We start from the raw sequence: 9,556 nt of genomic DNA, 5'->3' as shown, positions 1-9,556 counted from the left end.
TTTTATTTATACTATTCAGTAACTTAAGCTATAATTTCTGCTGTTTTTGAACCCCGAAACTTGAGTATTAAATTCATATATTTATTTTTTTTATTACCATTAACACACTGACTCAGGCATTAGTTTATCTTAACTTGTACCTGAATCCGTGACTTCAGATTCAATAAATGTGTTCAAAACCCTGCAATAGCAAGGCTTCCAACGTTAAAATAGTCATCACTGTCCATTCACCCAATCAGTGATGTTACTACCATGCGTAAGTTCAAGCTTGTTCAGTCTAAAACCGAAGTGATCACACCTCATGGTGGTCTTGCTCTCATTGGTCATTGCATCAACCAAATGACATCACTTCATAAGACTTCTCGTGATGTCGCTAAACGCCATGGTATCGCTAATATCGATCTTATTCGTACGTATGTAGGACTCGTTTGCTTGGGCAAAAGTGACTTTGAAGCCGTCGAACAAGCCAGACATGATCCCTACTTCAAGGCCGCCATGGGTATCAAACAATCACCCTCATCCGCGCGATTACGTCAGCGCTTTGATGAAGATGCCGTTAATTTACTACCACTGTTAAGTTCGGCCAGTGTTGAGTTTTTACAGAATGCATCCATTCCACTAACAGAGCTCTCAACAGGGCATATTCCCTTGGATATGGACGTGTTCCCCATGGATAACAGTGACACTAAAAAGGAAGGTGTTTCCTACACTTACAAAGGGCATGATGGCTATGCGCCGATTGCTGCCTATTTGGGTCAGCAAGGGTGGTGCTTAGGTTGTGAGTTACGCCCTGGCAGCCAGCATGCTAATGCTGAGTTTATCAATGTACTTCAACGCGTGATTCCAAGAGCACGTCAGCTGACCGATCAGTCATTACTGATCCGACTGGATAGTGCACATGATGCGCTTGAAAACCGTGTTTTTCTGAACAACCAAAACGTCGACTTCCTGATTAAATGGAACCCACGAAAGCAGGATGTCTGGCAATGGTACGATGAAGCCTGTGCACATGCGAAGTGGCATCATCCACGACCCGGTAAAATGGAAGCCGTGTTCTCTCAACAGCTGGATGATGCGGCCAATACGCGTCGAGTGGTCAAAGTTACGGTGAGACACTCTGATGCCAAAGGTCAGTTGTTCTTGGAGCCTGAAATCAGCTTAGATGGCTGGTTGACCTCATTGTCTTCAGATGTGGCAGATGACGCCACGGTGATTAAACTCTACAAAGGGCATGCGCTGTGTGAACAGTTCCATAGCGAGTTCAAGACTGACTTGGATCTAGAGCGCCTGCCATCTGGGAAGTTCGCGACCAACGATCTGGTCATGGGCTTTGCCGTCATGGCTTATAACATCTTACGCTGGATCGGTTTACGCGGCTTAATGCAATCTGACTCACCTGTGCGGCACTCAGCGAAACGTCGCCGATTGAAAACCGTTATGCAAGAGTTGATGTATCTGGCCTGCCGACTCGTGAAGAGCGGTAGACAGCTGACACTTAAGTTTGGCTCTCATTGTCCAGGCTTTAGCGCATTCAATCGCGTGTATCACATTACCTGACATACTCGATATACCAAACATTCCTTGCATGGCTAGTAGCCAGGCCTCAGCATGCCAAATCGGTCAAAATTGTTTGAATTTTAACCAGAGAAAAATCCTTTAATAGGCAAAAATCAGTAGCCTGCAATGCAAGCGCACATCAGTACGAATAAAATCGATTGTTAAAGAGCGATAAAACAGTGACTGCTCCGATCTGTAATCTTAAGCAATACTCGTCACTGATTCAGGAGATAGCTTCCTCAGTTTGGAAATGGTAGTCAGCGTAATCGGACAACTCTTTCAGAATTTGCTCAATAGCCTGTTTGGAAACACCCTGCACATACTGCTGACCCAGCTTGTTCAGCAGGATCACCAAATTACGATGCTGATCATCAATAATCGCAATACCCGTCTCAAGTTGCGGGTTCCAGGGAAAGATTTCAAACGTGTTGTTTGCATCATCTGAAAGTGATGTCATGTGTAAAATAGCCTTATAGCCGAATTCAAACCTTTAAAAAGACATTGTATACCAGCCACCTATTCCCATATATCCATAAGGGATAAATACAGTAAATTTTTGCTATGGGAATTAACACCACAGGTTAATGAAACGTGACCCTGGCCTTTTCTTCCGGTAGATTAATGTCCCTGATACAGAGCCTTTTGCTTTGCAGGGAGACCTATCTGCGATGAAACCATCAAACTCGCTTGCCCATGCACCCGCTACACGGCGCAACAGAGAGCCGATCTTCAATGTCTTGCAGACATACCTTCCCGATCCGGCCAGGGTACTGGAAATAGCTTCAGGAACGGGCGAGCACGCGGTGTATCTGTCCTCAAATCTCTCACAGGTCGTTCACTGGCAACCCACCGATATAGATCCGACAGCCTTAAGCAGCATCGAAGCCAGGCGACAGAGTGACCACCATCCAAAGCTGTTTCCAGCCCGACTCCTGGATGTAACCGCTCCCACAGAAATGCCTCAGGGTGACTACAACACCCTGCTGGCGATCAACATGATCCATATTGCGCCCTGGCAAGCCGCCGAGGGGCTTATGAAATTAGCCCAAAATCTGCTCAGTAACGATGGCGTCCTCTTCCTCTATGGCCCTTTCTGGCAGGCCGATGTCAGCCCTGCCGAGAGCAACCTGGCATTTGATGCATCACTCCGCCAACGTAACCCGCTCTGGGGTATCCGCCATCTGGATGAGGTCACTCATCTGGCAAAAGAGCAAGGGCTGATACGACAAGCGGTAGTTCCCATGCCAGCTAACAATCTATCGGTGGTATTTCGGAAGGAGTGAGCAAGTACAGCAGCCGAACTGCTGTACCCGCCAGGCTGGCAATCCACTCTTTACAGGCTATCAACTCTGCAGATAGTGAACGACTCAATAGTCACTGACTTTCACTTTGAACAACCATGCATAGAGCGCTGGCACAAATAGCAAGGTAATCAGCGTACCCACAGCGACACCGCCAATCAGCACATAGGCCAAGGGTCCCCAGAACAGATCCAGAGCCAGCGGAATAAAAGCCAGCACCGCCGCCAGAGCGGTTAGTACCACCGGACGGGAACGCTGCACCGCCGCCTCAACCACAGCGGCCCCCGCCTGCATACCGGAATCGAAGTTATCCTGCACCTGTTGCGCCAGTATCATGGTGTTGCGCATTAAAATACCACTTAAACCGATCAACCCCAGCAGCGCGGTAAAACCAAACGGCTGGTTAAACAACAGCAGTGCTGCCACCGCTCCTACCAACCCGAGTAGAGCCGTCGCAATCACCACAAACGTGCCGGTAAATGAGCGCATCTGCAGCATGATGAAAATCAGCATAAGCGCCAGCATAAGCGGTTGCAGCTTCTGGATGGAGCTATCCGCTTTGCCAGACTGTTCAACCGATCCACCTATATCGATACGATAGCCCGGTGGTAATTCAGCAAGCAGCGACTGCATGTCAGCCCAGATCGCATGGGTCACGTCAGGTGGCTGGGCTCCTTGTACATCGGCATGTACAGCCAGAAAGGGTTCACGGTTATAGCGTTTTATCACCGGATCTTCATAGCGGATACTCAACTCGCCCAACTGACTGAGCGCCACCTTGCGCCCATCCGCTGTCTTAAGCTCTAGCGCCTCGGGTAACAGCCCCCCTTCGCGTGCACTGCGCGCGATCACCTGTACGCTGCGAACATCCTGACGCACATCGGTGACATTAAAACCATTGAGTTGAAACGCCAGTTGCTGCGCAACCTCGGTCGGCGTCAGTCCCATTAACCGCAGACGGTCAGGGTCCATATCCAGATAGTAGGCGGGTGTACGCTCATCCCATTCCAGGTGCGGCATCACGGTATTGGGATGCGCCGCCATCAGATTACGCACCTCGTGAGCGATGGAACGCAAGACTTCAGTATCCGGGCCCAGCACGCGAAAGCTGACAGGCCAGATAACCGGCGGTCCAAATAGCAAACGGGTAACGCGTACCCGTGCTTCAGGAAACTCACCTGCCTCCAGGTGACGATTCATCTCCGCCATAATACGATCACGAGCACCGGCATCATGGCCTATGGCAATGATCTTGGCAAAGGCCGGATCAGGCTGTTCAGGGTTAGCCGAAATAAAGAATCGAGGCGCACCCGCACCGATATAGGATGACAGGCTTTTCACTTCGGGCAGCGTTTCCAATATGGCTTCGAGGCGTTTTACCGTGGCTTCTGTCGTGCCGATTGCACTGCCCTGCGGCAGGTAAATATCGATCAATACCTCTGGACGGTCTGAACCTGGAAAAAACTGCTTTTGTACCAGCGTTGCCATACCCACACCGCTGAGTATCAACAACATCAGTGTCGACAGCACGACCGTTTTACGATAACGCACACAGGTGTTTACCACGCCTCGCAGATACTGGTAAAAACGTGTTTGATAGATATCTCCAGCCTGATGCTGAGTATAGGATGGCAGCAGCTTCACTCCCAGATAAGGCGTAAAAGTCACAGCCACCAGCCAGGAAACCAGCAGTGCAAAGGCCAGCACCCAAAAGATATTGCCGGCATATTCACCCACACTTGACTGGGCAAAGCCGATCGGGACAAAACCCGCTACCGTCACCAGCGTACCAAACAGCATAGGGGCGGCCGTCACACTCCAGGCATGACTGGCCGCGCGCACCCGCTCCCAGCCCTCTTCCATTTTAACGATCATCATTTCAATGGCGATGATGGCATCATCCACCAGTAACCCCAGGGCGATAATCAAGGCACCCAGAGTGATACGATCCAGATTGATCCCGGTAATTTTCATCAACAGGAAGGTCAGGCCGATGGTAACGGGGATGGCAATACCTACCACCAGACCCGCACGAAAGCCAATCGCCAGTATGCTGACAGCCATAACGACCAGCACCGCCACCAGAAACTTGATCTGAAACAGATCAACGGCCTGACTGATCGCTTCGGTCTGATTGGTCAGCATATGCAAAGACATACCCAGGGGTAACGCGGCCTGTTCAGCATCAATAAAGGCCGTCAGACGCTCACCAAACTCCAGGCCGTTCTGACCGGCCTGCATCACCACCCCCAACAATATGGCCGCTTCACCATCCGCCCTGATCATATAGGAGGGAGGATCTTCGTAACCTCGCCGTATATCTGCCAGATCAGACAGCTTTAACAGATGGTCTCCCACACGTATCGGCAAAGCAGCCAGTTGATCAAGGTCCGCCAGATCAGCATCCACACGCAGGTAGGCGCGTGGCCCGTCCAGGTCAACAAAGCCAGCTGGCATCATACGATTACTGGCTTCAATCGCGGCAAAAATCTGCTCTGCTGACAACCCCAGGTTATTCAGGCGGTTCATATCAAAGTCGATAAACACCCGCTCACTGCGCTCGCCCAGTAACAGCGCTTTTTGCAGGCCAGGCACACGCTGTAAACGATCACGGACAGATTCCGCTTCACGGGTGAGGCTGTGCATCGGCATACCCGGTGCCGTCAGTGAAATCAGCGAGAAATACACATCTGAAAAATCATCATTAACGATCGGACCTATGACCCCCGCAGGCAGACTTCCGGCTTCATCCAGCATGCGCTTACGTACCTGATAAAACAGATCAGGCACCCTTTCACTGGGTGAAAAGTCCTCGAACTCTATCTGTAAATCGGCCCGACCCGGACGTATCGTGGTTTCAATTTTATACAGGTACTCCACTTCCTGAATGCGTTTCTCCAGACGGTCAACAACCTGATCCTGTAACTCGGTCGGTGTGGCACCGGGCCAGATAGCCGACACCACCATCACCCGTACAGTGAAGGATGGGTCTTCGGCACGCCCCAAAGATGAAAACGCATAGACACCGGCAAAGACAGACAGGAGAAGAAAAAACAGGGTTACCGAGCGTTCACGCACTGCCAGGGCTGACAAATTGGGAAAATTCATCGCGCCTGCTCCCTGACCTGCATGCCCGGCGTTAATAAATGCGTGCCCAGCGCAACAATGCGACTACCCTGCGTCAGGGAAGCGCGAATACGGGCATATTCCTGGCTCAGCTCCAGCACCTCCACAGGCACAGGCTGCACCTGCCCCTCAACTACTTGCCAGACCTGAGCGCCTTGACTGCGTTCATCCAGTGCGCCCAGGGGCACACTAAAGGTTGTCTCCTGCAGTGGCTGGTCAAGCCTGACCTGTACCACACTGCCCAGACTTAAGGCATCAGAGCGCGACTCAATACGATAACGTGCCCGCCAACTGCGACTGTCAGGATCAGCCGAGGCTGCCATCTCCCGCAAAGTAATCGCTAATGATTCACCATCAATCAACAGGCTACCAGACGCTGGAGCATCCTCACCTTCAGGCAGATATACCTCCGCTTCAAGTGAGCTATCGTCAATCAGAGTAGCCAGAGCCTGCCCCATGATGACCACCTGTCCTGGCTCAGCTGTCACGGCATTCAGTATGCCCGCTTTTTCAGCACGCAGTTCAGCATAATCCACAGCATTACGTGCCTGCTCCAACACAGCATTAGCCGCCTGATGACGACTGATGGCTTCACGCAGTGTCAGCTCATAACGCTCCAGGGTTTGGCGGCTGACAAACTGGCCGTCTACCAGTGTTTGTTGACGATTCAACTCGCTGCGTGCAATTGCCAATGCCGCTTCAGTCGTTTTCATGTCAGCTTCAGCCACTCGCACCGAGGCTAACAAATCACGCGGGTCCAACTGGAACAGCAACTGCCCCGCTTCGACCCGCTGACCCGCATCAACATAGCGCTCCAGAATACGGCCCGAAACCTGAAAGGCAACGGGTGTTTCATAGCGCCCTTTTACTGTGCCGGATAGCTTCAGAAAAGCAGAAGAGGCATTACTCACTACCAGAGTTCGAACCCAGGGAGCCGCAGACTGAGGTGCATTGGATGCACCATTATCTGGACTACAGCCCAGCATTAACAGCACAATAGCCATAAAGAATAAGGGTCTATGCATGGTAATCGACTCAAAAATACACTATGATTAATGAACGCAATCGTACACTAATTAAAATGGATAAAAAAGTGCCTTGTAAGTCACGATCGGGACGACCTGTCGATCCCAGCAAAGAAGTCGCTATTCTGGATGCCGCCACAGAACTTCTGTTCACCCAGGGCCCAGCTAAATTCTCGATAGAAGCGGTCGCATGTAAAGCGGGCGTTTCAAAAGTAACGGTCTATAACCGCTTTAACGAAAAAAACACACTGATCGAGGCCATCATTCATCGCCAGTGCGATAGCTTGCTTCAACACCTGGTTATCGAACCTGAGCAGGGCCAAACACCTCGGCAAGCACTGCATGACTTTGCACTAAACCTGGCACATTTCGTACTCAGCCATGAACACCTCAATTTTCTGCGTTTGCTGGGCAGCCTGCACGAAGTAGACCGGGATCTACTGCACAGCATGTACAACAACAGTGTTCAAAACGCCTTAGACACCTTGAGCGGCTGGTTAAAAATACAACAAGAGGCAGGACGTATAGAGTGTACTGATACTGAGCATGCCGCCGAGTTGTTTTTGAGCATGCTTGCAGGACTGGACATAGTGCGTGCCTTGCATCAACTCCCACCCAGACAACCTGGTGAGGAAATCAACAGGCATGTTGACGCTGTTGTGAAGCAGTGCTGGAGGCTGTGGCAGAGATGAAATGTTTCATTTAGTAAAACTGATTACCATTTTGCTTTATTTGCATCTAAAATAAAGATCAAAAGTTAGATCCTGGAGTGAAAAGCAAGATGACTGCACAACTAAAGCAACGACCAGACCCAGCTGTTGTCCTGTCAAAAGCACTACTTAATGCATCCAAACAGCTGACACTCAAGCAAGATGAGCTGGGCAAGGTGATTGGTGTGCATAGAACCGCGATAACACGCTTAAAGCAAAACCTGGACCTGAGTCCCGACAGTAAACAAGGTGAACTGGCCCTGCTGTTGATCAGAGCCGCCCGGGCACTATTTGCACTCACCGGGGGTGACCAGGCCTGGATCAAACATTTCATGCGCTCACAGAACAAGCTTACTGGCGGTGTTCCTGCTATACAGGTACAAACTGTTCAGGGACTTATGCGTGTGGTGACCTGCCTGGATGCGATACGAGGCAAGGTGTAACCATGATCTGGGCTGACTGTAACGGCGAAGCCTGCATCAGACCCATTGAGGGGTTGTTATACCGCCTGGTGGAAAATCAGGAACAAGTCGCCACACTAGGCTATGTGGACACACTCGAAGAACAGGCGGTGCTTGAAGAGTTACTTGAAACCTCAAAACCCGACTATCCTGATACCTACCCAAACACCCTGCACTAACTGCTCAAAACACCTTTTCGTTATCCTCCCTTACACTGGGGATCTCGATTTGGCCGTATCCATGAACCTAGCCTGTTCTACGGCGGAAAATCACTTGAAGTAACCCTGGCAGAATCCGCCTTCTACCGCTTTGTGTTTCTCCGCTCAATGGAAGGAACGGCACCTGCGGCAAAATTGAACACCGAGCATACGCTGTTCACAGTGGGTTATAAGACCGATAAAGGTATCCAGCTTCAACAGCCACCCTTTAGTGCATTCACGGCAGCATTGCGCCACCGCACTGAGTACTCCCTGACTCAAGCATTAGGCACCAACATGAGAGAAGCTGGAGTAGAAGCCTTTGAATATCTATCGGCCCGTTCAGCTCGTGATGAGCTGTGCGCAGCCCTCTTTACCCCCATCGCCTTCACTGACCAGGCGCCGCAATCCAGAGAAAACTGGTTTTGTGAACTAACCCAGGAACAGGTAACCTTTAAAGCAATGGGCTCCCAACAGGTCTTCAGCTTTTGTCTGGAGGAGTTCTCTGTTAACAGGCTGTTTCCTATGCCAGCCCCATCCGCACCACGGAACCCGGTATGATTAACCCAGCGTCATTTACACATCCATACCAATTAAAGAATCAATTCCTTCATCTCTGATGGTCGCCTTAACTTCATCCAGTGCGGCTTCCTCTGTATCGAACTCATCTTCCCAGACTGTCGAAACACCCGATTCATCAATCACTTCAAGAATCCAGCCTCCCGTGTCGCCACGGTAAATATCGACCTGAACAGTTTTACCCTCAGCCGTCAGCTCCTGGCTTAAAGCACTCATTTCAACTTCAAAATCATCTTCCATCTACAACCTCCAACGTGGGATTTTCAATTCATTAGGCTTTTACCATAAGGTATGTGCCTGCACCAACCATAAAACCGCCAGCGGTCTTTTTAACAACGCCTGGTGCTCTGCCCTTAGTCCAGGACAGAATCCTGCTGGCGAAATACGCATAACCCAGTTTAACACCACCGACTGCAACGACAGTCAACACAATAATCGTTGCAATGTCTGACGTGGCGATAGTCGTCAGATCGACAAATGCAGGAAACAAGCTTGCATAGAAAAAAATGGCTTTTACATCACCGAGAGTAATAACTCAAGTTTCGGAGTTCAGTTTAGCTTAAAATCAGTACTCATCACCAATAGATTTGGCTTCTAGCC

Annotated in this window: 10 protein-coding genes; 6 read left to right on the top strand and 4 right to left on the bottom strand. The window is 50.3% G+C overall.

Going from position 1 to position 9,556, the window contains the following annotated elements:
• Positions 1–252: 252 nt before the first annotated feature.
• Entirely contained in the window at positions 253–1,557 is a 1,305-nt protein-coding gene (locus ACX5KA_RS11570) for an IS1380 family transposase (RefSeq protein ID WP_013784042.1), read from the top strand.
• 223 nt (positions 1,558–1,780) lie between these two features.
• Here the strand turns inward: ACX5KA_RS11570 and ACX5KA_RS11565 are convergent, their stop codons facing one another.
• Positions 1,781–2,014: a bacteriohemerythrin gene (locus tag ACX5KA_RS11565; RefSeq protein WP_013785954.1), complete on the bottom strand. Its 234-nt coding sequence runs from the start codon at positions 2,012–2,014 to the stop codon at positions 1,781–1,783.
• A gap of 211 nt (positions 2,015–2,225) precedes the next feature.
• Here ACX5KA_RS11565 and ACX5KA_RS11560 point away from each other — a divergent pair, with 211 nt between their 5' ends.
• Positions 2,226–2,840 (top strand): DUF938 domain-containing protein, encoded by a 615-nt coding sequence (locus tag ACX5KA_RS11560; protein WP_013785953.1) that lies wholly within the window; start codon positions 2,226–2,228, stop codon positions 2,838–2,840.
• A gap of 84 nt (positions 2,841–2,924) precedes the next feature.
• Here ACX5KA_RS11560 and ACX5KA_RS11555 read toward each other — a convergent pair whose 3' ends face one another.
• Both ACX5KA_RS11555 and ACX5KA_RS11550 read right to left on the bottom strand, forming a co-directional pair.
• Positions 2,925–5,966, bottom strand: coding sequence for an efflux RND transporter permease subunit (locus ACX5KA_RS11555; protein ID WP_218311697.1), 3,042 nt, complete (start codon positions 5,964–5,966; stop codon positions 2,925–2,927).
• The gene (locus ACX5KA_RS11550) at positions 5,963–6,988 is read right to left on the bottom strand and encodes an efflux RND transporter periplasmic adaptor subunit (RefSeq protein WP_158306776.1); all 1,026 of its coding nucleotides are present in this window, start codon (positions 6,986–6,988) and stop codon (positions 5,963–5,965) included. The genes ACX5KA_RS11555 and ACX5KA_RS11550 overlap by 4 nt, the downstream gene beginning before the upstream one ends.
• 44 nt (positions 6,989–7,032) lie before the next feature.
• Here ACX5KA_RS11550 and ACX5KA_RS11545 point away from each other — a divergent pair, with 44 nt between their 5' ends.
• The 4 genes from ACX5KA_RS11545 (at position 7,033) to ACX5KA_RS11530 (ending at position 8,938) form a co-directional block, all read left to right on the top strand.
• Entirely contained in the window at positions 7,033–7,701 is a 669-nt protein-coding gene (locus tag ACX5KA_RS11545) for a TetR/AcrR family transcriptional regulator (protein WP_218311696.1), read from the top strand.
• Positions 7,702–7,790: 89 nt separating this feature from the next.
• Positions 7,791–8,162: an MbcA/ParS/Xre antitoxin family protein gene (locus ACX5KA_RS11540; protein ID WP_013785949.1), complete on the top strand. Its 372-nt coding sequence runs from the start codon at positions 7,791–7,793 to the stop codon at positions 8,160–8,162.
• A gap of 2 nt (positions 8,163–8,164) precedes the next feature.
• Positions 8,165–8,359, top strand: coding sequence for a hypothetical protein (locus ACX5KA_RS11535; RefSeq protein ID WP_218311695.1), 195 nt, complete (start codon positions 8,165–8,167; stop codon positions 8,357–8,359).
• Entirely contained in the window at positions 8,360–8,938 is a 579-nt protein-coding gene (locus ACX5KA_RS11530; protein ID WP_218311738.1) for an RES family NAD+ phosphorylase, read from the top strand. It begins immediately after the preceding gene.
• A gap of 15 nt (positions 8,939–8,953) precedes the next feature.
• On the opposite strand, the gene ACX5KA_RS11525 is transcribed toward ACX5KA_RS11530, so the two are convergent.
• Positions 8,954–9,196 carry a hypothetical protein gene (locus tag ACX5KA_RS11525; protein WP_013785947.1) on the bottom strand — a complete coding sequence of 81 codons (243 nt, stop codon included), beginning with the start codon at positions 9,194–9,196 and terminating at the stop codon, positions 8,954–8,956.
• Positions 9,197–9,556 lie beyond the last annotated feature (360 nt).

The organism is Alteromonas alvinellae (assembly GCF_902705805.1).
The sequence above is the reverse complement of the archived record's forward strand: the minus strand, read 5'-3'. Positions and strand labels throughout refer to the sequence as shown.